19 protein-coding genes and 1 other annotated feature are annotated in these 23,657 nt (G+C 38.0%); of the genes, 5 read left to right on the top strand and 14 right to left on the bottom strand.

The genetic code is table 11. The annotated features are described in order from the left end of the window. Positions 1-2: 2 nt before the first annotated feature. Genes AB1I62_RS05455 through ulaG form a run of 5 tightly spaced genes read right to left on the bottom strand, consistent with a single transcriptional unit; the run spans position 3 to position 4,012 of the window. On the bottom strand, positions 3-641 hold the full coding sequence (locus AB1I62_RS05455; protein WP_010819916.1) for a 3-keto-L-gulonate-6-phosphate decarboxylase UlaD: 639 nt from the start codon (positions 639-641) through the stop codon (positions 3-5). A 13-nt stretch (positions 642-654) separates the two neighbouring features. Then, entirely contained in the window at positions 655-954 is a 300-nt protein-coding gene (locus AB1I62_RS05450) for a PTS sugar transporter subunit IIB (protein WP_002358018.1), read from the bottom strand. Positions 955-968: 14 nt separating this feature from the next. After that, complete coding sequence (locus tag AB1I62_RS05445; RefSeq protein WP_002361608.1) at positions 969-2,456, bottom strand: PTS ascorbate transporter subunit IIC; 1,488 nt, start codon at positions 2,454-2,456, stop codon at positions 969-971. Between the two features lie 12 nt (positions 2,457-2,468). After that, positions 2,469-2,927, bottom strand: coding sequence for a PTS sugar transporter subunit IIA (locus tag AB1I62_RS05440; protein WP_002360581.1), 459 nt, complete (start codon positions 2,925-2,927; stop codon positions 2,469-2,471). Positions 2,928-2,944: 17 nt separating this feature from the next. Further along, the gene (gene ulaG / locus AB1I62_RS05435) at positions 2,945-4,012 is read right to left on the bottom strand and encodes an L-ascorbate 6-phosphate lactonase (protein WP_010827300.1); all 1,068 of its coding nucleotides are present in this window, start codon (positions 4,010-4,012) and stop codon (positions 2,945-2,947) included. 193 nt (positions 4,013-4,205) lie between these two features. Between ulaG and AB1I62_RS05430 the strand changes: the two genes are divergently transcribed. Then, positions 4,206-4,970 carry a DeoR/GlpR family DNA-binding transcription regulator gene (locus AB1I62_RS05430; RefSeq protein WP_002382117.1) on the top strand — a complete coding sequence of 255 codons (765 nt, stop codon included), beginning with the start codon at positions 4,206-4,208 and terminating at the stop codon, positions 4,968-4,970. 93 nt (positions 4,971-5,063) lie between these two features. Here AB1I62_RS05430 and AB1I62_RS05425 read toward each other — a convergent pair whose 3' ends face one another. Genes AB1I62_RS05425 through racE form a run of 3 tightly spaced genes read right to left on the bottom strand, consistent with a single transcriptional unit; the run spans position 5,064 to position 7,764 of the window. Beyond that, a complete protein-coding gene (locus AB1I62_RS05425) occupies positions 5,064-5,576 on the bottom strand; it encodes a metallophosphoesterase (RefSeq protein WP_002386618.1) in 513 nt (170 codons plus the stop codon). Positions 5,577-5,588: 12 nt separating this feature from the next. Next, positions 5,589-6,944: a ribonuclease PH gene (gene rph / locus AB1I62_RS05420; protein ID WP_016629989.1), complete on the bottom strand. Its 1,356-nt coding sequence runs from the start codon at positions 6,942-6,944 to the stop codon at positions 5,589-5,591. Then, on the bottom strand, positions 6,937-7,764 hold the full coding sequence (gene racE, locus AB1I62_RS05415) for a glutamate racemase (RefSeq protein ID WP_002358027.1): 828 nt from the start codon (positions 7,762-7,764) through the stop codon (positions 6,937-6,939). Before racE ends, rph begins: the two co-directional genes overlap by 8 nt. 264 nt (positions 7,765-8,028) lie before the next feature. Between racE and AB1I62_RS05410 the strand changes: the two genes are divergently transcribed. The 4 genes from AB1I62_RS05410 to AB1I62_RS05395 are packed head-to-tail and all read left to right on the top strand — an operon-like array spanning position 8,029 to position 11,058. Then, complete coding sequence (locus AB1I62_RS05410) at positions 8,029-8,760, top strand: amino acid ABC transporter ATP-binding protein (RefSeq protein WP_002361604.1); 732 nt, start codon at positions 8,029-8,031, stop codon at positions 8,758-8,760. A gap of 34 nt (positions 8,761-8,794) precedes the next feature. Then, positions 8,795-9,622 (top strand): transporter substrate-binding domain-containing protein, encoded by an 828-nt coding sequence (locus AB1I62_RS05405; RefSeq protein ID WP_251846772.1) that lies wholly within the window; start codon positions 8,795-8,797, stop codon positions 9,620-9,622. A gap of 45 nt (positions 9,623-9,667) precedes the next feature. Then, positions 9,668-10,381, top strand: coding sequence for an amino acid ABC transporter permease (locus AB1I62_RS05400; RefSeq protein ID WP_002363695.1), 714 nt, complete (start codon positions 9,668-9,670; stop codon positions 10,379-10,381). A gap of 11 nt (positions 10,382-10,392) precedes the next feature. After that, positions 10,393-11,058, top strand: a complete 666-nt coding sequence (locus tag AB1I62_RS05395) for an amino acid ABC transporter permease (RefSeq protein WP_002384721.1) — start codon at positions 10,393-10,395, stop codon at positions 11,056-11,058. Positions 11,059-11,255: 197 nt separating this feature from the next. Here AB1I62_RS05395 and pheT read toward each other — a convergent pair whose 3' ends face one another. From pheT to lepB, 6 genes are all read right to left on the bottom strand, one after another. After that, on the bottom strand, positions 11,256-13,679 hold the full coding sequence (pheT, locus tag AB1I62_RS05390; RefSeq protein ID WP_048737753.1) for a phenylalanine--tRNA ligase subunit beta: 2,424 nt from the start codon (positions 13,677-13,679) through the stop codon (positions 11,256-11,258). Between the two features lie 7 nt (positions 13,680-13,686). After that, positions 13,687-14,733, bottom strand: coding sequence for a phenylalanine--tRNA ligase subunit alpha (pheS, locus tag AB1I62_RS05385; RefSeq protein WP_002358034.1), 1,047 nt, complete (start codon positions 14,731-14,733; stop codon positions 13,687-13,689). A 56-nt stretch (positions 14,734-14,789) separates the two neighbouring features. Next, positions 14,790-15,008 (bottom strand) — a binding site (T-box leader). 43 nt (positions 15,009-15,051) lie between these two features. Then, positions 15,052-15,396 (bottom strand): helix-turn-helix domain-containing protein, encoded by a 345-nt coding sequence (locus AB1I62_RS05380; protein WP_002358035.1) that lies wholly within the window; start codon positions 15,394-15,396, stop codon positions 15,052-15,054. Positions 15,397-15,465: 69 nt separating this feature from the next. Continuing rightward, on the bottom strand, positions 15,466-19,260 hold the full coding sequence (gene addA / locus AB1I62_RS05375; RefSeq protein WP_048737752.1) for a helicase-exonuclease AddAB subunit AddA: 3,795 nt from the start codon (positions 19,258-19,260) through the stop codon (positions 15,466-15,468). After that, complete coding sequence (locus AB1I62_RS05370; protein ID WP_048737750.1) at positions 19,253-22,843, bottom strand: PD-(D/E)XK nuclease family protein; 3,591 nt, start codon at positions 22,841-22,843, stop codon at positions 19,253-19,255. Before AB1I62_RS05370 ends, addA begins: the two co-directional genes overlap by 8 nt. 110 nt (positions 22,844-22,953) lie before the next feature. Next, on the bottom strand, positions 22,954-23,502 hold the full coding sequence (gene lepB / locus AB1I62_RS05365) for a signal peptidase I (RefSeq protein ID WP_002358039.1): 549 nt from the start codon (positions 23,500-23,502) through the stop codon (positions 22,954-22,956). Positions 23,503-23,657: the final 155 nt, after the last annotated feature.

Raw genomic sequence — 23,657 nt, 5'->3', positions numbered from 1 at the left:
TATCACTTCCAAATCTGATCGATTTTTTTTTGAAAATCTTTGGCTGCTTGTTCAGGATTTTTTGATTCAGTAATCCCACGGCCCGCAATAAATGTTGCAACTGCCATTGCTTGAAACAATTCAAGCGTTTCGACAGTTAAACCACCTGTGACGGACACTTCAAAGCCTAAGTCAATTAGTTCTTGAACTTTATTCAAATCTTTCTCTCCCCAGCTGCCGCCAGCTAAAAGAGCATCTCTACTTTGATGATAAATCACCTGATTAATCCCTAATTCTCGCCATTGTCGAGCTTGTTGCATTGTCCAATTTCCATATAGTTCTACTTGTAATTCTCGGACTTCTTTTTGAGCTGCAGCCATCGTTGGCAAGGTGGCGCAACAAATGACCGTCATGAAATCAGCGCCTGCTTGTGCGACATTACGAGCAACTGTACCGCCCGCATCAGCACATTTTGTATCAGCAACAATCGTTTTATTAGGAAACATGCGTTTTAAACAACGAATTGCTTTTTGGCCTTCTTGTAAACACAAAATAGTGCCAACTTCGATAATATCGACAATTTCTCCGACTTTCATACAATCTGCTAAAGCGTCTTCTAATCTATTATGATCTAAAGCGATTTGTAAGTTTGGTCTTTTCATCTTTCCCATCCTTTTATTCAGATTTTTGATAACGATCTGAAGCCATATATTTTTCTTGAATTTCTTTTGCAGACATTACATTTTTAATGCCAATCACTGTGACTCCACGTTTTTCTGCTTGCTGAAACATTTGTAAAAAATTGACTGGAGTAAAAACAACGTCGTATTGGCTAGCAGAGCTTTTCCCTTCTGAAATGGCGCAATGATGAATTTTTGTAATCGGTACACCTAGTTCTTTCATTGCTTTTTCAACACTCCGCATCATCATTAGACTCGTGCCAGAACCATTGGCACAGGAAACAAGTATTCTCATTTTAAATTCCTCCTTTAATTCTCTTGAAATTTTTTAGCATATTGTTCATAATCATTGACAATCATAAAGTAACCTTCTGGATTTCTCCGATACTGAAGTTGCGGAATTATTAGTAACCCAATCACCACCACTGCTACGCCAACATAGCCTAGAACTTTCATAATGATTGTAAATAACGGCCAAGCTGTTGCCCAATCGAACATACCCAAATAACCGCCATATTGAGATAATCCAATCCATGTAGCAAATAAAGCTGAGCCACCTACTTGGATTAAACCTGAAAGGAATGGGAATAAACAAGCAGCTTTTACTCCGCCACGATTATTTGCATAAACAGCTATGACAGCGTTATCAAAAAACAATGGGATAAAACCCGCAATAACGATTGTCGGAGACTTTAATAGAATCAGTAAGCCAATCATTAAAAACTGGCCTAATGCGCCAAAGAGAAACCCAATTGTTACTGCGTTGGGCGAGCCAAATCCGAAAGTCGCTGCTACGTCAATCCCAGGAACAGCGCCTGGTAAAATGGTATTTGAAATCCCTTGGAATGACTGCGTCAACTCGTCGACAAAGGTTCTAACGCCTAATTGTAAGATAGCTAAATAGACAGCAAAATTTAATGAAGTGGTCATGATATAAAAGAAGAAACTCTGCCCTTCTTGCATAAATTTAGCTTGAATTAAATAATCTTGTCCCAAAACAAGCAAGATAATGCCAAAGAAAAAGAGCATCAAAATGGACGTAGCAACCATATTTTCATTAAAAATGGATAGAAATCCTGGTAATTCGATATCTTCCAATTTTTTATCGACCTTCTCTGAACGATGTTTCTTTTGATCACGTTTTTTCAACCATTCTGCTAATTTTGCAAAAATAAATATGCCAAACATTTGTTGATGGGCTACCGCAAAACCAGCACCTTCTGTTAATTCCTGCGTAATCCCTACCGTTAAATTTGAAGCAACTGCCCAATAACACCCAAGAATTAAGCCCATAAAAATTAGTACTTCGATTCTACCTAAGTTAGGAAAACAAAAGAGTAAAATCCAGAAAGCGGTAGCTGCTTGTTGAATCTGAACATTCCCTGTTGTAAAAACGGCTCTCAATTTTGTATATTTTTGAAAACGAACCAACAAAATATTCATAATAAATGCGATCAATAACAAAATCATCACATCACCAAAGGTTCGTCCAAAGGTTTTCATCAAGCCTGCATCGACTGCATTTTGCCCGAAATATGGATCGGTAACCATTGCCTGTAAATTAAATCGCTCTTTCAAGCCTACTAGAATAGGGCGAAAATTATTAACCAAACCACCAGAACCAACACTCAAAATAAAATAACCAACTGTCGCTTTCAGAAAACCTGCTAAACATTCATAAAAGGGCCTCCGTAACAAGAGATAACCTAATAACACAATGAAACCAATCAAATATGCTGGTTGTGTTAAAACGTTCGTAGCAAAATAAGTCCAACTATTTAACAAGAACTCCCCCATTGATTTTTCCCCCTATAATTGATATTTCTCCATAACTTCTTTAAAATCCATTGGCGTGTTTGTTTCTAACAAGTCAGCAATCACGCCATCCGTCATCAATAAATCCATCAATTGCTGAATATTTTCAAGATGTTCGGCGGGATTTTGGGCTGCCAATGTAAAAAATAAGGTTGCTGTTTTTGCTTCTTGATCGCCAGTAAAAGTGACTGCTTGCTTAAATTTTGTAAAAGAAATGGCCGTTCCAAAAACGCCTGCGCTTTCCTCTGATGAATGTGGCATGGCTACTTCAGGAGCAATGATGATATAAGGTCCAAACGTTTCGACACACTGGATAATCTCATCGACGTAACTCTGATCGATGATGTGTTTTTGGAGTAAAATCAAACAACTTTCCTGAATCGCCTCTTGCCAACTAACCGGTTCTTTATCAGGGTAATGAATAAGCTCTTGCTCCCAAAAATAAGTTAACATTGTACATCCAGCCTTTCTTACAAGAATGAAGGAAATGGTGTATCATTTTCTTTAACAAAAACATCATCAAAGCCACGATCAAAGTTAAATTCTAAGTTGTCTTTGTCATCTGGATAAACAAATTTGCCACCCACTTGCCAAATATATGGTTTAAATTGATAATGTAAACGATCTTTTTTAAATTTCCAAATTTCCATGATTTCTTTTGGATCCGCCATAAAATTAGACCAAATATCATAATGAACGGGAATGACTACTTTCGCATTTAAAGATTCTGCCATTCTCAACATATCAACAGAAGTTATTTTATCTGTGATACCGCGAGGATTTTCGCCATATGCTCCTAAGCAAACATCAATTGCATATTGATTACCATGTTTCGCAAACAAGTTAGAATAATGAGAGTCTCCGGCGTGATATACCGTACCACCTGAGGTTTCAAATAGATAATTGACAGCTAGTTCATTCATGTCCTGAGGCATTTTACCTTTAAATGTATTTTCAGAATCATCAGAAGTAATTAGCGCGGTTCGATCAAAAGCTTCCAAGGCCACTACATTCACATCATTCACTTTTATTTCTTGACCAGGCTCTATAACCCGTGTTTTTTCTGCCGGAACACCCCAACGCTGCCATGTTTTCACTACTTCTTTTGGACCAATAAATAGAGCCTTAGGACAATTTTGCTGAACAGCAGCAGCTGTGTGAATATCCAAATGGTCTGAATGAATATGTGTGACAACTAAAGCATCTACCTCTTTTATTTCAAAAGGATCAATCACAAAAGGTTGTGTTCTTAAATTAGGTTGCATTTTTTGGCAACCACTCATGCGCATCATTTGATGGCCATTTTTCATTAAGCCGTTCCCGTGCGTTTGTTTTCCTGTTCCACACCATAAATCACATAAAATATTCGTGTTCTCATGCGTTTTCAGCCAAATGCCTGTACAACCAAGCCACCAGAGTGCAACCGTTCCTTGAAGCACATTTGTCTGATTAATTTCTTCGTTTAAATAAGTGCCCCATTCTGGAAATGTCGCCTTCAACCAACTTTCTTTTGTAATTTCATGAATCGATTTGCTCATGCTACCACTCCTCTTCTCAAATGATTGTGTTATGCTTTATAAGAAAATCATAGCCGCAAAAAATCACAATGAAAACCCTTTTATATGATTGTTTGCACTTTTAATGATTCTTTTACGTGTTTTGTTTTCCTATGAGTTATACTATTTCATGGGGGACCGTGTCCAAAGAAATAACTAAAGGAGGTTGTATTACTTGAAAAGTTCATTAGAAACCATTGAAAAAAGGCAACAAAATATTCTCGCGCTGCTGCAAAAAAACAAACAAATGACTACCTATAAATTAGCAGATGCTTTAAATGTTTCCTTAAGCACAATTCGTCGTGATTTAAATGTCTTAGAAACTAAGAATGACATCATTCGAAAATATGGGTATTGTATTTACAACGACCAAAATCAGAAAGACTTTGATCAATCAGGACCGGAGTTATTAAAACAAGCCATTGCTCGTGTTGCTTGTAGCTATCTAAGTGATTATGATACCGTTTTCATTAATTCGAGTTCCACTGCTTTGAATATTCTCCATTATTTAAAGGCCGACCATCTGACCATCGTAACGAATAATTTAAAAATTGCCACCAAGCCTCATGTTTCTCAATACAATTATATTTTGACCGGAGGCGAATTACGTTTTCCCAAAGAAGTTCTGGTAGGAGATATTGCCATTAACACAATCACCGCAACGCATGCCGATGTTTGCGTAATTGGCTGTAGCGGGGTCAGTTTAGAACATGGCGTCACTACAAAAATTTTCAATGAAGCAAAAATTAATGAGCTTATGATAAAACAAACAACAAAAGTAAAAATTCTGGTCGCGGACCATCGAAAAATCGGCTTGACTTCTAAATTTAAAATTGCTGATATTACCGCTTTTGATTGTTTGATTACAGACAAACATTGCTCATCAACTTTAATTACAGAACTTCGTAAGACCGGCTTAAAGGTTATCCAAGTCGACTAAAAAAAGAGCGTAGGACAAAAATCTCTTTTGGATTTTTGTCCTACGCTCAAAATCTGATAAATAAAAAAGTAGCACTTATTTCTTAACATTCACTTACTTCGTAAACGTTGCCTTTAATCGTTCCAACGGTTGGTGCTCTTTGTTATAATACTGAACGAGATATTGTTCAGGTGTACTTTCAATTATGGCATATGTTTTCTCTTGAACTGGTCCACGAGGTAAACGAATACTTCCCGGATTAACAAAGAGAATGTTATTGTGTCGCTCTGCACCGAGTACATGAGTGTGACCAAATAAGGCAATTGTCGCTCCTGCTTCTTCCGCTTGTAAAGCAAGTGTCGTGAGACCCATTCTAACATTGGCCAAATGACCATGTGTCATATAAATAACTTGATCCCCCACTTTTTTAGTCACAGTTTTGGGAAATTCATCATAAAAATCACAATTTCCTTGCACTACAATGAATTTTTGCCAAAGTTCATCTGTCGGTTCTAATTCAGAATCACCACAGTGAAAGAGTGCATCGACTTGTCCTTCATAATGATTCACTAAGTCAACCAAACAGTCGCGATCGCCATGGTTATCGCTTACTACCAAGATTTTCATACGTTTCAACTCCTATTTTTTTAGCCATTCTTCCCATTGTTCTTTTAATTTTGCCACTGCTTGTCCACGATGACTGACTTTATTTTTCTCTTCTCCAGACAATTCAGCTGCCGTCTTACCAAGCTCTGGAACATAGAAAAGTGAATCGTACCCAAAGCCTCCTTCACCACGAGGAATCGTACCGACTTCTCCTGGCCATTCAGCTTCGACCACCAGACTTTCTTTCTTTGGTTCAGCAAAAACCAATGTACAATGGAAACGCGCTTGTCTTTTTTCTTTTGGCACGCCCGTTAACTCGTGCAATAGTTTCGCATTATTTGAAGCATCGTTAGTTGGTTCACCAGCAAAACGAGCAGAATAGATTCCTGGCATTCCCCCTAACGCATCAACAATTAATCCTGAATCATCTGCTAATACTGGTTTCTGTAAAATTTCTGCAATTGTTTCAGCTTTTAGACGAGCATTTTCTTCAAATGTTTGACCAGTTTCTTCTACATCTGGCAAATTCGGATAATCTAATAACGTCTTAACTGTATATCCTTTTTCACCAAAAATTGAACTAAACTCTTTCGCTTTACCAGGATTTCTAGTTGCAATGACAATCACTTTCTCTTCTGAATCTTGCGAAGGGACTTCTTCAGAGGCTAAAGCATAAAGCGCTTCTTTCTGATACGCAATTAATTCCTCAATCCCTGTTTTTCCATAAAAGAGCATAGCATTTAACTCATCTCCTGAGAAGGTAGCTTCTTCACCCGTTCCTTGAATTTCCACAAATTCACCAGACTCGGTCATCACGATGTTCATATCCACTGCAGCATTCGAGTCCTCTGCGTAATCTAAGTCCAGCACACAATAACCATCGGGTAAAATGCCCACGCTGACAGCTGCTAAATGCTCTTTAATCGGGTCTTCCGCTAGCGCACCAGTCATCAATAAATGATTGACTGCTAAGCGTAGAGCAACAAAAGCGCCTGTAATACTAGCTGTACGGGTTCCCCCATCTGCTTGAATCACATCACAATCGACAACAATGCTCCGTTCCCCTAACTTTTCTAAGTCAACAACAGCTCGCAATGACCGCCCAATCAAACGTTGAATCTCCATTGTTCGCCCTGTTAATTTTCCTTTCGCACTTTCCCGAATATTTCTTGTGTTCGTCGCTCGAGGGAGCATGCTATATTCAGCTGCTACCCAACCTGTTCCCGCGCCTCTTAAAAATGGGGGAACCTTTTCTTCGACAGTGGCTGAGCAAATTACTTTTGTATCACCAAACGAAATAACCACCGAACCTTCTGGATGTTTAAAAACATTGGTTTCAATAGTGATCTTTCGCAATTCTTTTGGTGCACGACTATCATGTCTAATCATTTTCGTTTCCTCCTAAGTGAATCTGTTGTGCTTTTAAGTTCTCTATACCAAGCCAACTGCTTGCAATCTCTTCAAACATTTTTGCAGAACCAGTTGTATAAAATTCATGGGGCTGTGTAGGCGCTTCAGGCGTATGGGCAATGTCAAAATAATCGAGAAGCATGCTAACTTCGCCAACTGTTTCGGCTCCTGAGTCAATTAATGTCACATGACTCCCCATCACATTTTGAATCACCGGACGTAACAACGGGTAATGGGTACAACCTAAAATCAACGTATCAAGTCCTTTTAATTGTAATGCTTGAAGTGTTTCTGCCACAATTTTTTTTGCTACGGAAGAACGATATTGATTACTTTCAACAATGGGGACAAATTTAGGGCAAGCTAAACTAGTCACCTCAATTGCTGGTGCCTTACTTTTAATGGCGATTTCATAGGAAGCACTTTTGATTGTCCCTAAGGTACCTATGACACCAATTTTGTTATTTTTTGTGACTTTAACGGCTGCTCGTGCGCCAGGTAAAATAACACCGACAACTGGAATTGGCAAGGCAGCTTTAATTTCTTCTAATGCGACAGCCGTCGCGGTATTACACGCGATTACTAGCATTTTTATTCGTTTTTTCAATAAAAAATCGGCCATTTCCCAAGTAAACTGAACGACTTGTTCGGCTGGTCGTGGACCATATGGGCAACGGGCTGTATCTCCTAAATAAATTAATCGTTCATTTGGTAATTGTTTTAGCGCTTCCTTTAAAACAGTTAATCCACCAACGCCAGAATCAATTAATCCAATGGCTTCTTGATTGCTCATTCTCATCCTACCTTTGCCTTTTATTCACTGCCTTTATTTTCTACTTTTTAAGGACTATTGTCAATTTTTCCTGTTTTGCTCTCATTTATTTCTTTTTTTGAAGGAAATCTTTTTCGATTAAAAAACTAGTAATTCATTTTTTTGTATGTTATAATTCCTAACATTGAGAATACAATTAGAAATACATTTGGTTAATTTAATTTAAATAACACGTTTCTCACCGAATCCTCTGTTATCTTTTCTACCAAATGATTGCAAAGGAGACTGCCTATGATTTCTTTAGAACATGTAAATAAGTATTTTGGGGAGCATCACGTTTTAAAAGATATTACTTTGAATGTAGAACAAGGAGAAAAAATTGTCATTATCGGACCCTCTGGCTCTGGCAAAAGTACATTAATTCGGTGTATGAACCAATTGGAAAAAGTCAATGATGGTTCCGTCGTAATTGATAACATTGACATCACCAAACCGAAAGCACCGATTCAAAAGGTTCGCCAGAAAGTTGCCATGGTCTTTCAAAATTTTAACTTATATGCTCACAAAACGATTATTGATAATTTAACGTTAGCACCGATTAAAGTGATGGGCGTTTCCAAAGAAGAAGCGGTTCGTACTGGCATGGAGTATTTAGAACGAGTCGGTTTGGCTGATAAAGCTTCTGCTTATCCTTCGCAGCTTTCTGGCGGGCAGCAACAACGGGTCGCTATTGCTCGTGCCTTAAATATGCATCCTGAGATTATCCTTTTTGATGAACCGACTTCGGCACTTGATCCAGAAATGATTCAAGAAGTTTTAGATGTAATGGTCGATCTTTCCAAACAAAATATTACCATGGTTTGTGTCACACATGAGATGGGCTTTGCTCGTCAAGTGGCTGACCGTGTAATCTTCATGGACCAAGGACAGATTATTGAACAAGGAACGCCTGAACATTTCTTTACAAGCACTGAAAACCCTCGTGCAAAAGAATTTCTAAGTAAAATTATTCATAACGGGTAATGAATAAAAAACAAAAAATTGGAGGAATGAAGGAATGAAAAAACAAAATAAATGGCTGGCTGGACTCTCCCTACTTGTATTAGCAGGCATCATTGTGGGCTGTGGTAGCGGCAACAATGACTCAACTTCCAAAAGTGCTTCATCAAACAAAACGGTCACAGTAGAACAATTAAAAAAAGCAGGGAAAATTAAAGTAGGTGTCAAAGAAGACATTCCTAATTTTGGCTATATGAATCCTGATACAAACAAAAATGAAGGAATGGAACCAGATATTGCACGCTTGATTGCGAAAGAAATTACCGACAGTGAAGAGAATGTGGAATTTGTGGGCGTGACAGCGAAAACGCGCGGTCCCCTTTTAGACAATGGTGAACTAGATATGGTAATTGCTACATTTACAATTACTGATGAACGTAAAAAGACTTATAATTTTACAACTCCTTATTATACAGATGAGATTGGTTTCCTTGTGCGCAAAGAGGATAACTTCTCCAGCATGAAAGATTTAGACGGAAAAACAATTGGCGTTGCACAATCTGCTACGACAAAAGAAAACTTAGAGAAAAAAGCGCAAGAGGAAGGAATCAAATTTACTTATCAAGAATTAGGTTCCTATCCAGAATTAAAAACAGCGTTAACTTCTAAACGAATTGATGCATTTTCAGTGGATAAATCAATCCTATCTGGCTATGTGGATGGCAAGACAGAAATTTTAAAAGATGGTTTTTCGCCACAAGAATATGGAATTACCACAAAGAAAGCAAATACTGAATTAAATGATTATCTAAATGGTTTAATTGAAAAATGGGAAAAAGATGGCACACTAGAAAAAATTTATCAAGACTGGGGCTTAAAAAATTAATCATTCCTAAGACTTGAAGAATCAAAAATTTTAGGAGGGATTTTTATGTTTTTGTTAGCCAATATTTCCTGGCTGGAAGAAGGGCCATTTGCCTTATATCGTTGGGAAGCTTTATTTCAAGATTGGCGAATTTTTGGTCAGGCATTTCTCTATACTATTCTGCTTTCTTTAGGAGCGATCTTAGTTGCCTTTGCTTTAGGCATTTTCTTTGGCAGTTTATCAGCGACCAAAAGTAAACTTTTACACGCAATTAGTCGTGTCTATGTAGAATTTTTTCAAAACACACCTTTGTTGATTCAATTTATCGTAGTCTATTATGGTTTTCCTCTGCTAAGCCCGCTGCTTTCATTTTCTATTACTACGATTGCCATTCTGTGTGTAGGCCTCTATCATGGCGCCTACATTTCTGAAGTGGTTCGCTCAGGAATCGGAGCTGTCCCAAGAGGGCAATTTGAAGCGGCTTACTCCCAAGGATTAACGTATGGTCAAACGATGCGGTATGTGATTTTACCACAAGCATGGCGGATTATGTTACCGCCTTTAACCAATCAAGTAGTGAACCTAATTAAAAATACGTCAACAGTTGCCATTATTTCTGGCGCTGACGTAATGTTTGCTGCCAATAGTTGGTCGTCTGTCAACTTGAACTACATTCCCGCCTTTGCGCTTGCTGGTTTCTTATATTTCATTCTTTGCTTCCCATTAGCGAATTTGGCTAGAAAAATGGAAGAAAAAAATAAGAAAGCATATAGTAGATAGGAGGAAAACAGATGCCTTTTTCAGAAGAAATGCGTCAATTACTGACAGCAAATAATTTTCAATTTCTATTTAACGGCTTAAAATTGACGCTCTATATTTCCTTCGTCTCAATTATTTTGAGTACGATTTTTGGCACCATTCTAGCCGTTTTGCGAAATCAAACCAATGGACCACTGAAGTTACTTGCCAGTATTTATGTAGAAGTAGTGCGTAATATTCCAAACTTATTGTGGATTTATGTTATTTTTTTAATTTTCAAAATCAAATCCACACCTGCTGGAATTGTGAGTTTTACTGTGTTTACCACCGCTGCTTTAGCGGAAATTATTCGTGGTGGTTTAAATGGTGTTGATAAAGGACAAATTGAAGCGGCACGTTCTCAAGGGTTTTCAAATTGGCAAATTCTTTATCATATTGTTTTGCCTCAAGCCATTCGCAATGTTTTACCAGCGATCGTTTCTCAGTTTGTTACTGTCATCAAGGATACAAGTTTCTTGTATTCCGTGATTGCTTTGCAAGAACTCTTTGGCAAATCTTATATCTTAATGGGGCGCTACGCACAAACAGGACAAGTATTCACTATTTACGGAATCGTCGCCCTAATTTATTTCATTATTAACTTTAGTATCTCACAATTTTCACGTTGGCTTTCACGAAATTGGGCGAAAAGTTATTAATGTAGTTAAAAACAGGAGGCTGAGACAAAAGTGTTTAGCTCCAAGAAATAAGAAGGAATTTCCGAAAATTGTTCTTTAATTTTTGGAGAATTTCGGCTTATTTCCGAAGGAGCTGCTTTTGTTCAGCTGATTATCTTAAGATTTAGAAAGTGGGGCATAAGTCATTTCGACTTATGCCCCACTTTCCTGTTTTTATTTTATCTTACTTCTACTTGATGTTTTTCAATTAGCGCTTTTTCAACTTTTTCCATTGAACGGTTAATTTCTTCATCCACTAATGTCGCTTCTGCATTAACGAAAGTTAAACTATACGCCATTGATTTTTTGCCAGCGCCTAGTTTTTCACCTTGATATACATCAAATAAATGAATCTCTTTCAAATATTTACCTGCGTTATCTGAAATAGTTTTAACTAGTTCTTGATTGGTAACTGTTTCATCGACTAATAAAGCAATATCTCGAGAAACTGCTGGGAATTTAGAAACTGCTTCATAAGTAACCCCGCCTGCTTCTGTGGCTACTAATTGTTGCAAGTTTAATTCAGCAACATATGTTTCAGGAATATCGTACGCTTTCGCTGTCGTTGGGTGAACTTGTCCGACAAAACCAACCACTTCATCTTCTAAATAAATCCATGCTGTCCGGCCTGGATGCATTTCTGGAATCGCCGTTGTCGCTTGATAACTGATTTTTTCTGTTAATCCTAAAACAGCTACAATACTTTCCACTAAGCCTTTTACTGTATAAAAATCAACGGCTGTTGCTTTTGTTTGCCAATCTTTAACCATTGTATTACCAGTTAAAGCAAGTGCTAAGTGATTTTCTTCTGTAGGTAAATTTTTTGTTGGATCTTCTGTTTGGTAGAAAACGCGTCCTACTTCGTAGAAGGCGATATTATTATTTTTACGTGCCACATTGTATGCGACATCATCTAATAAACCAGAAATTAAGTTCATACGTAACACAGAACGCTCTTCACTCATTGGCCATTGCAACCGTGTTGTTTGACTTTCTTTCATCATAAATTGACGGGATTTTTCTTCTGTTGTCAACGCATAGCTGATGGCTTCACTCGTACCATGACCTTCCAGTAAGCTCTTTAATTGGCGCGTAACATGTTGTGCTTTGGTTAGACTTCCAGCAACTGTTTCTCCACTTGGCAATGTTGAAGGTAAATGATCATATCCATAAATGCGCGCCACTTCTTCAATAATATCTGCTTCAATCGCAATATCCCAACGTCTTGGTGGAATCGTAATTTCATAGGCGCCTTGATTTACTTCATAAGCAAAACCGAGTGCTTCAAAAATTTCATTCACCGTTGCTTCATCTAATGCAGTGCCTAAATATTGGTTGATTCGTTCTAAAGTCACAGCTACCTGCGCTTCTTTAACGGCCACTTCAGAACCAATTGCAGTGCCTGAGACTACTGTTCCGTCGGCTAACTCTGCAATCATCGCGGCTGCCACATCACAAGCTAGCCCAACTGTCGCTTGGTTGATGCCTTTTTCAAATCTACTTGAAGATTCACTCCGTAAATTGAATTGTTTAGACGTTTTGCGAATAGACAATGGATTGAACAATGCCGCTTCTAAAGCCACAGTTGTTGTTTCTTGACTGATTTCAGAATTAGCCCCACCCATTACACCGGCTAAGCCGACAGGCGTTTTTCCATTCGTAATGACGATATTTTCTTCTGTTAATTGACGTGTTTCACCATCTAATGTAATTAGTTCTTCTGCTGCTGTTGCTCGACGAACCAAGATTTCTTTACTATCTAATTTTTGATAATCAAATGCATGCAATGGTTGACCAAATAATAATAAAATATAATTTGTCACGTCCACCACATTGTTAATCGGACGGATTCCTTCATTCATCAATCGGTTTTGCAACCACTGAGGACTTTCTGCAATCGTCACATCTTTAATGACACGAATTTGATACGCTGGTGCATCTTGTGAATCTTCAACAGTCACTGTTACGTAATTTTCCACGTTATCTGAAGCATCTTCTTTGAGTTTGGGATCATTAAACTGAGGCGTTTGACGATAAATTGCGCCAACTTCATAGGCTACCCCTCTCATACTTAATGCATCTGCACGGTTTGGTGTAATTGATAATTCAATAATCGCATCATCCATGTCTAAATAAGGGAAAACAGGTGTCCCATTCACTGCTTCTTGAGGTAAATAATAAATCCCTTCAGCGTAGGCTTTTGGTACGACATTATCTGAATATCCTAGCTCTTCTAACGAACAAATCATTCCGTTAGAGACTTCGCCACGCATTTTACCTTTTTTAATTTTTTGATTTCCTGCAATTCTTGAACCAGGTAACGCCACGATGACTTTAATTCCGGCTTTCACATTTGGTGCTCCACAAACAATTTGTGACAACTCTTCTTCACCGATGTCTACTTGGCAAATTGATAAGTGGTCAGAGTTTGGATGAGGAACACATTCTTTTACTTCACCGACAACAATTTTCTTTAATCCTTCTTCAGGTACAGCAACGCCCTCAACTTCGATACCTGTCACAGACATTTTGTCCGCTAATTCTTGCGGAGTAACGTTTGAAAGATTAACATATTCATTTAACCATTTATAAGAAACTAACATTTTTCAACTACTCCTTTACCTTGAATTGATTTAAGAAACGTAAATCATTTTGATAAAAATTACGGATATCATTTACACCATAACGTAACATAGCAACGCGATCTGGTCCTAAGCCAAAGGCAAAGCCTGAGTACTCTGTTGGATCAATCCCTGACATTTGTAACACATCTGGATGAACCATCCCCGCACCTAAAATTTCAATCCAACCTGTATGTTTGCAGACGTTACAACCTGCGCCGCCACATTTAAAACAGCTAACATCTACTTCGACTGAAGGTTCTGTAAAAGGGAAATAGCTAGGACGTAAACGAATTTTACGATCTTCACCAAACATTTTTTTCATCATGACTTCTAACGTCCCTTTTAAATCACCCATTGTGACATTTTTATCGACAACAAGGCCTTCAATCTGATGGAATTGGTGACTATGTGTCGCATCATCTGTATCACGACGGAATACTTTCCCAGGAGAAATCATTCGTAATGCACCTTTTGAAAAATCGTGTTTTTCCATTGTTCGAGCTTGAACTGGTGAAGTATGCGTACGAATTAACATCTCATCTGAAATATAAAACGTATCTTGCATGTCGCGTGCTGGATGATCTTTTGGTAGATTCATGCGTTCGAAATTATAGTGATCCGATTCTACTTCGTATCCTTCCACTACTTGATAACCCATGCCTAAGAAAATATCTTCAATCTCTTCCATAACTTGTGTCAAAATATGACGTGTGCCTTGAGGCATTTGTTTTCCAGGTAAAGTTACATCTAAACTTTCTTCTTTTAGTGCCGCATTTAACGCTTCGTTTTCTAAAACAACTTTGCGCGCTTCAATTGCTTCTGTTAATAAATCACGAATTTCATTTGCAAAGCCCCCCACCACTGGTCGTTCTTCTGGTGAAAGGTTTTTCATGCCTCTTAATACTTCGGTGATTGGCCCTTTTTTCCCTAATGTTTCTACGCGAATTTGGTTTAATTCTTTTAAAGTAGCAACTTGTGCGATTTCTTTGAGCGTATTGTCTCTAAGAGCTTCTAATTGCGCTTGTAATGTCATTATGCGTTCCCCTCTATCTTTTATTTAAACTAAAAAAAACGATAACCCATTCCTTTCAAAGGAACGAGCTATCGTGTTACCATCCTAATTCATAACAAATTGTTGTCATGCACTCATTTCATTTAACGGCAATTACCGGTTTGCTTTCTTCTTGAAAACAAACAAACTCAGGAAGTGAATTTCGCTTGGTGACTGTGTAAATCAGCTTCCAGTCTCTGGCTGACTCTCCCTAAAACACGTCAATTCAAACTACTTGTTTCCATCACTGTTTTTTTAGTTATTTAATTACGTTTAGTTTACAAGAAGTTTTGCTTGCGGTCAACTGCATTCTTCGTCTTTTACCCATTTTTCTGCCCAATGTTGAATTTGTTCCATTGCTAATTGCAAGTCTTCGCCTTTTTCGGTTAGGAAATATTCTAAGCGATTTCCTTCACCGCAACGAACAGCTTTGGTGATAATTCCTTCAGCTTCTAGTTCCTTCAATCGCTCTACTAAGACACGATCACTTAACATTGGAATTTTTTCTTTTAATTCGCCAAAACGTTGAGGACCTCGTTCTAATAAAACATCAATAATTAAACCATTCCATTTTTTACCAAGTATTGAAAATGATTTTTCAAATTTGGGACAAAGTACAAACGATTCTGTTTTTACTTTTTCCATCTTCCTCACCTCTTCAATGAGTATAGCACATTCCTTACAAAATGTAAGTGTTTCTGCTTCTAATTTTTTCTACTTTATAAAATCTACAACATTTCCTGTCTGCATGTCAATAATTACTCCTCCATTTAATAAAATTAAATAGACGTGCGACACCTCTTTATGCGTTGCCTCTTGTAGCGCTCTACGATAAAGATTCATCTGTCCGCGATACCGTTCGACAATTTCAGAAATCGCTTGGGGAGAGGTGCTTTTTACATGATCGGTTTTATAGTCATACAAAATGCATTGATTGTCTAATTCGATATAGCCATCAATAATCCCATGAATTAATAAATCATCTTGTGTCGTTTCTGGATAATTTTGAATGAGCTCTTCTGCTTCAATCAGCATAGAAAAAGGTTGTTCCCTTCTAACGGTTTGATGGTGTTGAATCAATTGTTTTCCTAAGGCGGTGTCAAAGAAGGCCACGATTTGTTCCAGATTCATTTTTTCAGCAATTGCTGGTAAAATCAATTTATTTTCCACTAAGCGTTCTTGAACAGCTCGCACTTCCTCGTAAGAAGGTTGCTTACTTAAATCAATTAGTTGTAATAAATAATGGGTTGCTGTCCCAATTTCAGCTGCTGAGGGCGCTTGAACCGTATCTAAAAATTTAGGCTTACTTAAATCTCCTTCAATCATTCGATTGACAATCAACGGTTGCGCTTGAATAGTATTGTCTTCTCGAACCTCAATTTTACCAATTTCTTTGTTATCGGGGTCATCAAATACTCGCTTGATTTCAGAAACAGACTGATAACTGGTGGTCCGAGTAGCCACTTCAAACGGATAATTGAAACTTAACCGTGCAAGGCCACGATTGATTTTGTCAGCAGATAATTGCGATTTTTCGGCTAAATCCTCTGCTTGTCTTTCTGGCAATTGTAATTGCTGAATGGCTGCTCGTAGTTGTTCTTCGTTGAACCACTGAATATGAAAGTTAGCTGGGTGCTTTTTGACTTGGGGAACGTTACTTACTACTACTTCTTGCTGATATTCATCGGCTTTTTGATGGCGTACCAATGTCATCCCAACCCAATTCATTAAACTACTTTTACTTTGCAAGCGATTTTCAGCTGGTAGCACCAGTGTTTCTACATCGCCAACTTTCAGCCACTCTTTCCACATCGCCGCTTGGTCTTTATAGGAGCCTACCAGAAAAAGTTTCTGTTCTGCACGTGTCAACGCCACATATAACTTCCGCATTTCTTCGGATAGTAATTTTCTTAATCGTACTTGTTTAATCGCCAAAAATGGTAAAGTATCGTACATAACTCGTTCTTCAGGTTGTAAATAACGAATGCCTACCCCTAAATTTTCTTCAAAGATATAGCGTTCATTCAAATCACTGACATTAAATTCTTTGGTCATATCTAAAACGAATACCACCGGAAATTCTAACCCTTTACTAGCGTGAATCGTCATGACGCGTACGGCATTCTCTTCACTTAAAACGACTGGTTCCGCTAAATCTTTGTCTTTTTCTTGCATTTTTTCGATGAAGCGAACAAATTGAAATAATCCTCGGAAGGTTGTTTTTTCATACGCCGCGGCCCGATCGACCAACGCATATAAATTGGCTTGGCGTTGTTTGCCAACAGGCAACCCGCCAACATAATCAAGATAGGCCGTTTCCCGATAAATCGTCCACAGCAAGGTGCTAAGCTGGTTGCGTCGAGCCTGTTCCCGCCATTTTTCTAATGATTCAGCAAAACGTATAGTTTTTTCCTGAACAACTGCTTCCTCCATGGTTGGTTCCATTTTTTGATTAAACGTTAAAAATGCTTCGTAGTAACTGGTTTCCTTATTAGCCAAACGAATAAGCACTAATTCATTTTCTTTTAATCCAACAATTGGTGAACGTAACACAGCTGCCAAAGGAATGTCTTGATAGGGATTATCAATCAATTGAAGCAAGGCAATCATTGTACGAATTTCCGTTGCTTGGAAATAATTTTGAGCATCATTGACTTGAACTGGAATTTCTAATGATTTAAAAACATCTAAAATAGTTAAATTATTTTTCTTCGTAGGCGTTAATAAGACAATATCTTGATAAGTAATCGGTCGATCCGTTTTCAGCTTTTTATCATAAATCAAGAAATTTTGGTCAATTAATTCACGAATTTTCAAAGCAGTAACGTAAAGTTCCCCTTCTGTCTTATCTTCAATCAACAACTCAGGGGATTGTAATTCTGGAAATTCAACTGATTCTGTTGCTTTTTTTTCATAAATTAGCAATTCAGTTGAATAATCAGCCGCCTCCGAAAATTGATCAAAGCCATGAACCAAAGCGGCTGACTCATCGTAAGCAATTTGGCCCACTCGCTCATCCATTAATTGACTAAATACTAAATTCGTAAAGTCTAAAACGTCTTTGCGGGAACGAAAATTTTCAGCTAGGATAATTCGTTTACCCTCTTCGCCTTGCCCATACTGATTGTATTTTTCAATAAACAATGTAGGATCTGCCAAGCGGAAAGAATAAATAGACTGTTTCACATCCCCTACCATAAAAAGGTTTCCTTCTGTGCTAAGCGGACGGCGCAACCAATACAAAATAGATTCTTGTAATTGATTGATATCTTGGTATTCATCGACTAACACTTCATCAAATTTTTCGCGATAGTAAAGAGAGGCTTCTGATGCTTGCCAGCCATCTGCCTGATTTTTCGCTAAAATAGCTAACGTATAATGTTCTAAATCGTTAAAATCCACTAAATTTTTAAGCCGTTTTTCTGCGCCATAGGCCTCCATAAATTGTTTCCCCACGTGAGCCATTTCTTGAACAATGGGTGTGGCCTCTTTCAAGACTTGTTTCATGGCATCTGGAGAAAGTGTAAACAGTTGCTTTTTCAAATCATTTAACGCTTTTTTATTTTGTTCTCGTAACTGTTTGGCTTGTTCCGCGGTTGGTTTCAACTCTTCGGCACGAACCGTTGGGTAGCGGTCAAAGCTCAACAATTCAGTCAAATTATAGGCGCTTTCTAAATCATTTCTCTCTAAAAATTGTAAAAATTGTTTTGTTTGTTCCTTTTCATTTTGAGCTAAATACCAAATCTTTTGAAGTTTCTCTTCGCCCTCTGTTAAGGTCACCATTTCTTCGTAACGCTGAAGAGTTCGTTGTAACGTCTCAACGGCTAGCGGTTTTAAATACGTCTGAAATAACGTTGATTCGCCTAGCTGATCCCCTACTTCGTAGGCTTGTGTTAAGCCATTAATCCACGCTTCTGGATCAGGATTGGCTTTGGCAAATTCATAAAAAGAAAAAATTAAGTTAGTGAGTCCGTCATCACTACGATCATTGGAAAAATTCGCTGTTAATTGGTAAAATTCTTCTTGATTTTCCGCATAAAATTGTTCACGTAATGCATCCCAAACATCTTCTTTTAATAACAATGTTTCTGTTTCATCTGTTAACATCCGAAAAACTGGATCTATGTCAATTAAATAATAAAAACGACGAATAACAGTTAAACAAAAGGCATGTAACGTGCTGATATTGGCTGTTGGCAAAAGAGCAATTTGACGAGAAAAATGCCGTCTTCTTTCTGGATCTTGTTCTTCATTCATTGCCTTTTGTAAAGCCACTTGGATACGTTCTTTCATCTCACGGGCGGCGGCTTCAGTGTACGTCACAATCAAGAGACGATCGATATCGACGCCGCTTTTGACTTTTTCAATGACACGGCGGACTAAAACAGTGGTTTTTCCTGAGCCAGCCGAAGCAGAAACTAAGATATTTTCATCGCCATCAAACACCGCTTGCCATTGACTGTCGGTGAATTGCTCATTGGCTGGACGTAGTGGAATTGTTTTACTCATCTTCGGTTGCTCCTTCCTCATCTTTGTTTAACAAGCGCGCCATAATTTCCTCTTTGGATAAATTCTCAATACGATGATAATTATTTTCTTTTAACATCACATCAAAATCACAGACACTTCGAAACGGACAATAGCGACAAGCAATCCGTTCCTTGCCTTGATAAGCGGGATTAAGTTGAACTTCGCCGCCAATAATTTGATTCCCCGCTTCAATAAATTTATTTCGGTTATGGGAAAGCAACGCGCCTAGTTCTGGTTCTGTCACAAATTTATCTTCTTGGCGACGACCAGGTTTAATTTGTTCTTTGGCGGATTCTTCAATCGGAAACAGCAACGAACTTTGTTTAGCTTGCAGACTCGTATCTAAATGATCCAATAAATCTGGGTCTTTCATCAAAAGACCATCAAACTGATATTTTTTAAGCATTTGTTGTTCAATGTCGTCTTTGCCTTCATAAGATAATGTAGGATTGTGTACATGCAGATAAAGTGAGCCAGCAGGTTTAGCTTCTTGACCAACTAATTGCACAGCATCCATTAAAGCCACATCCAAGTACGTCAGCATTTGCATGGCTAAGCCGTAATACGCTTCTGTCATATTAAATTTACGGTGACTCGATTTATAATCAATCACACCTAAATAGGTTGATTCGGGTGTAACCAATTGATCAATCCGGTCGATTTTCCCCCGAACATGAATTTTCCCTTGATTTTTTAATGGTAATTCCAAACCAGAAATTCCTTTTTTAGCGGCAATTTGGCCAAATAACACTTCCGTTTGAACAGTCGTCATGCCACTTCGTTGGCTTTGGCGTTTCAGCGCCCAACTGACTTTTTTAATTGTTTGACTCAATTGATAGCGAATATAGTTCATGCGACTAGAGGTCGTTAATACAGAAAAACGTGCATCCCCTAAAATACTATTTAGTACTTCCTCCGCCAATAAATTGACTTCCTGATCGGTTAATTCAGATAAGTTCCGTTGATTCATAATCAATAATTTAAAGAACTGATCCAATGCTTCATGGAAAAATTCCCCTGTAGCTGCTGGTGAAAGCCCAAAGACATCTCTTTCTTTCAAACGTAAGCCATAGCGAGAAAAGTATTGATATTGACACCGATAAAAACTCTCCATCCGAGAAACGGATGTATAAATATCTTTACCATATAAAGGTTCTGCTAAGACCTCATCAATCTTTTCAGGAATATTTTGATGCGTTAAACTTTCGAAAACTTGCTTGGCTAGCGGCGCAATTGATTGGTTCATTAGCGCTTTTTCCATATTTAACCAGAAAGGCAACAATCCTTCTTGTGTTTCTTTCCGTTGTCTTTTCAAACGCGTTAATTCACCGATTAACGTCCGATACGTACTAATATGGGCTAAACTGGTCGTTTCATCATCGAAAATGGTTGTTTCATTTTTTTCAAAAACGGGCAAGTTTAAATCTTTTTGGATATTTTTAAAATAAGGAGACGGTTTGACTTCTTGAGCGGTATCTTTAACACTTGGATAGGTTAAATATAACCGTTCTCGCGCTGAAGAAAAGACAAGATACGCAACATAAGGTTCTTGCGCAATTTTGCGTCCGGTTGTCCCACGTAAATATTGGTTTTCCGTTAACGTATCATTGATTGTCTGACGTTCTTCATCAGACAATAGTGTTTTATTTTCAATCTTTTGTGGAAAAATTTCTTCCGTCATCCCAATAGCAAAAGTAACCTTGGCAGCGCCAGGTCGAGTTAAATCCATTGCGCGAACTTGTACTTGGTCAATCGCTGTCGGCACTTTACTATAGTGCAAACCTTCCAAGCCACTAACAAATATTTCTTGAAACGTTGTAAAATCAAACGAACTTTCTCCGTAAACAGTGACGTATTCATCTAGTAACGACATCAATGCATCCCAAGTCTGTTCATGGTTACGAGCTGTTTCTAGTTGACCTGCTTCGATAGCTTGTAAGCGCCACATTTTTAATTGTGTTGCCACACCACTTTGCAGTAAAAAGTGATAGAAGACGGTCGCTGCTTCCAAACCAGTTTTGGCACTTATCATTGCTTGAAAGTAACTAGGTAACAGCCGTTGAAGCGATTGACGAATCGCATTTGACTCTTCTTCCATCGTAGCGACATCTTCTTGCTCTTCCGCTTCAAAATCATACCGAATAAATTCCCAATCTTTTTCTTGCGACCAATAATAACCTTCATAGCCGTATGCCAGGACTACATTTTCGGTAATATCAACTTTTCTGCGCCAAGCGTTCCGTTGGTTTAACCAATCAGTCAAGCTTTCTTCAGAAGTAGCGTGTTGATTCATTGGCATAAATAATTCCGTTCTCAAAAAACGGAGCACATCGCGATAACGATAATTGTACGAATGAATAGCAAATAAAGATTCAATCCATTCGACTAAAGGATGCCGATCCATAGCCATATCTCGGTCGACATAAACAGGAATCTCGTGTTCCGCAAAAATCGGTTCTAATAAATTTTCATAACAATCTAAATCACGAGTCAACACCTGAATTTCTTTGTACCGATACCCTTCTTCCACCACTAAACGGCGAATTTCGGTTGCAACATGTGTTAATTCTTCTTTAACGTTTTCAGCACGCCACAGAAATAAGCCATCGCCACTCCAGTCAGTTGTGCTTAATGGAGGCAGGTGTTCTTGCGATTGAATCCAATAATCATTTAATCCTTGCAAGTCTGGGTTTGTAATTAATACCTCTTTCTTTTCCACATAATCTGAAAGAATCGGGATTTGCTTCTGTCTTGCTAGTTGATAAAGCTGATGATAGGTTTGTCCCGCTTCATAAAATAACGACCGCGGATCAGGTAAGTCATGCGGATATTGTTTGTCCAATACGAGGGCTACTTTCACAGAACCTGCTTGCGCCATTAGCACTTCAATCAACTTTAATTCTCTGGCAGTAAACTGCTGATAGCCTGAAATAACGAATTGGACATTCGACAAATCAACCGTTTGTAAATACTCGCTTAAATGTTGAATAATCTCCGCTGATTCATAGCCATACTGACTCATTTGTAATTGGAATCGTGTAAAAATTAACGTTAAATCTTGAAACTTAAGTTGTAAATCTTGTCCTTTAGGGTTCTCCGTTTGTTTTTCTAAAAATGGATAAAGCTCCGCAATCTCAATATTGCCTTCGCGCATTTCTTGATAAAGCTGAAATAGTTGCTGAATAAAGCCAGGCTTGTTAATTTCACCTCTAAAAATTTGTAACTCTTCTTCTGCTTCTACTAAAATTTTGCGGAAAATCATCGCAGCGCCTGCATCAGATAAAACATCTGCCGAGTAAAAAGGTGTATGTTGTAAATAGTACCAAGCCAAACGGTAAAAACTAAAAACCTGCAGACGGGTACTGGTTATTGAATCAGACGTAGTTGTCTGTAATTGACGTAACTTTTGCAAGACTTGAATTTCTTGCTCAAACTTAATATGGTTCGGGACTAAATAGAATACTTCATGCTGTGCGTCTTCCTCTAGCCATTGTTTTGTCGCCTGTATAAGTGGCGCTTCTAAATCTGCCACGGCGGTTCCTCTAATAAACTGCACACTCATGGTTTCACATCCTTTTCCTTTGCACTGCCTTTATTTTACCACAAAAGAAGGACGGAAACATGTGTTTGTTTTTACACATTTCCGTCCTTCTCTTTTACTCATTGTATCTTTTATTGTTTTGACACTTCTGGTATTGGACCAAACCGTGAGAATGGCCACATCACAAATTTCACTTCACCCAAAATATCTTTTTTATGAATAAAACCAATGACACGACCGTCTTTTGAATTCCGTCGATTATCACCTAAAACAAAGTAGCTATCTGCTGGTACTTTTTCTTTTAGTGAAAAATCGCCTGTCAAAGGTTGACCATCTGTTAAGGCTTTTTTAAATTCATCTAAATAGGGTTCGTCAACTTCTTTTCCATTGATGTACAACGTATCATCCTTGTACGCAATTGTATCTCCAGGTAAACCAATCACACGTTTAATATAATTTTTATCTGGTTCATCTGGCGCTGGAAAAGTAATAATATCGAAACGATTAATTTCTGTGTTTTTTAATGTAATTACCCGTTCACCATCTGCTAACGTTGGATCCATTGAATGACCTCTCACTACGACAGGCGTAAATACAAATTGTCTCAGTAAAAACAGACCCAAAGCTAAGCAGGCAAAAAAGACTACTGTTTTAATTAATTCTTTTGATTTCAAACTCATTCCTCCAAAAACCTTATTATCTTATGTCTCATATTCTACCACAAAGTAAATCAATCCTATAGTGCTTAACACTCAATTAATTTTTATGTACGCTTTTTTTACAAAATGGTCAGAAAAAAAACGTATTTCTTTCAAATTTGATTCTTACTTTTTTG

Source organism: Enterococcus sp. AN402, assembly GCF_040719405.1.
GTDB classification, from domain to species: domain Bacteria; phylum Bacillota; class Bacilli; order Lactobacillales; family Enterococcaceae; genus Enterococcus; species Enterococcus faecalis.
This window is presented reverse-complemented; position numbering and strand designations above follow the sequence as displayed.

Coding starts and splice junctions, on each gene's coding strand:
- AB1I62_RS05410 (WP_002361604.1), top strand. CDS start 8,029: ATGATTTCTTTAGAACATGTAAATAAGTATTTTGGGGAGCATCACGTT.
- racE (WP_002358027.1), bottom strand. CDS start 7,764: ATGAGAATGAGCAATCAAGAAGCCATTGGATTAATTGATTCTGGCGTT.
- AB1I62_RS05425 (WP_002386618.1), bottom strand. CDS start 5,576: ATGAAAATCTTGGTAGTAAGCGATAACCATGGCGATCGCGACTGTTTG.
- pheT (WP_048737753.1), bottom strand. CDS start 13,679: ATGTTAGTTTCTTATAAATGGTTAAATGAATATGTTAATCTTTCAAAC.
- AB1I62_RS05440 (WP_002360581.1), bottom strand. CDS start 2,927: ATGTTAACTTATTTTTGGGAGCAAGAGCTTATTCATTACCCTGATAAA.
- AB1I62_RS05380 (WP_002358035.1), bottom strand. CDS start 15,396: ATGGAAAAAGTAAAAACAGAATCGTTTGTACTTTGTCCCAAATTTGAA.
- AB1I62_RS05405 (WP_251846772.1), top strand. CDS start 8,795: ATGAAAAAACAAAATAAATGGCTGGCTGGACTCTCCCTACTTGTATTA.
- addA (WP_048737752.1), bottom strand. CDS start 19,260: ATGAGTAAAACAATTCCACTACGTCCAGCCAATGAGCAATTCACCGAC.
- AB1I62_RS05370 (WP_048737750.1), bottom strand. CDS start 22,843: ATGAGTGTGCAGTTTATTAGAGGAACCGCCGTGGCAGATTTAGAAGCG.
- AB1I62_RS05450 (WP_002358018.1), bottom strand. CDS start 954: ATGAGAATACTTGTTTCCTGTGCCAATGGTTCTGGCACGAGTCTAATG.
- AB1I62_RS05400 (WP_002363695.1), top strand. CDS start 9,668: ATGTTTTTGTTAGCCAATATTTCCTGGCTGGAAGAAGGGCCATTTGCC.
- AB1I62_RS05445 (WP_002361608.1), bottom strand. CDS start 2,456: ATGGGGGAGTTCTTGTTAAATAGTTGGACTTATTTTGCTACGAACGTT.
- AB1I62_RS05395 (WP_002384721.1), top strand. CDS start 10,393: ATGCCTTTTTCAGAAGAAATGCGTCAATTACTGACAGCAAATAATTTT.
- ulaG (WP_010827300.1), bottom strand. CDS start 4,012: ATGAGCAAATCGATTCATGAAATTACAAAAGAAAGTTGGTTGAAGGCG.
- lepB (WP_002358039.1), bottom strand. CDS start 23,502: ATGAGTTTGAAATCAAAAGAATTAATTAAAACAGTAGTCTTTTTTGCC.
- rph (WP_016629989.1), bottom strand. CDS start 6,944: ATGATTAGACATGATAGTCGTGCACCAAAAGAATTGCGAAAGATCACT.
- AB1I62_RS05455 (WP_010819916.1), bottom strand. CDS start 641: ATGAAAAGACCAAACTTACAAATCGCTTTAGATCATAATAGATTAGAA.
- pheS (WP_002358034.1), bottom strand. CDS start 14,733: ATGACATTACAAGCGCAATTAGAAGCTCTTAGAGACAATACGCTCAAA.